Genomic DNA, 634 nt, shown 5'->3' with positions numbered 1-634 from the left:
CCGCGGGGTCGTCGACCTCGATGACCCTCACGTCATGGCCGTCCAGCCGCGAGCGCAACGCGGTAGTGGTCACCACAGCGACCGGGGCCGCGTCGGTGAGCATGAACTCGATGCGCGCTGCCGGGGCGGCGGCGTCGATCGGCAGATAAGCCGCCCCGGTCTTCAATACCGCCACCATCGCGGTGATCGCCTGCGCCGAGCGCGAAAACACCAGTGCCACACACTGTCCCGGGCCCACCCCGTGACCGGCCAACAGGTGCGCCAACCGGGTCGAGGCCTCATCGAGCTCGCGGTAGGTCATCGAGGCGCCCGCGAAGCTCACCGCCACCGCCTGCGGGACACGAGCAACTTGAGCGGCGAACAACACCGGCACCGACACCGCTGGGCTGGTGGCCCTCGTCAAGGTGGCGCGGTTAGCGAGCACCTCCAACTCGGCCTGCTCGGGTTCATCGAGGACCTCGATCGCCGACAGCCGCTGGTCGGGGTCGGCGGTCAGCGCCGCCAACACCCGCTGCAACCTGCCGATCAGTGTCTCGATGCTGGCCGCATCGAACACATCGGTGCGGAACTCCACTGCCCCCGAGATCCCGGCGGGCTGCCCGTTCTGGCTCCAGCGTGGGGCCAACGACACCAC

At 69.4% G+C, this 634-nt stretch carries 1 protein-coding gene; it reads right to left on the bottom strand.

Annotation, left to right across the window (positions count from 1 at the left end; genetic code table 11):
- Window positions 1–634 (bottom strand): AMP-binding protein (locus tag AC5Y7E_RS24225; RefSeq protein WP_499950949.1); only part of this gene is annotated, 634 nt, incomplete at both ends.

Source organism: Mycobacterium sp. NGS17 (assembly GCF_059813205.1).
Note: the sequence above shows the minus strand (reverse complement) of the source record. Positions and strands in the feature narration are given on the sequence as shown.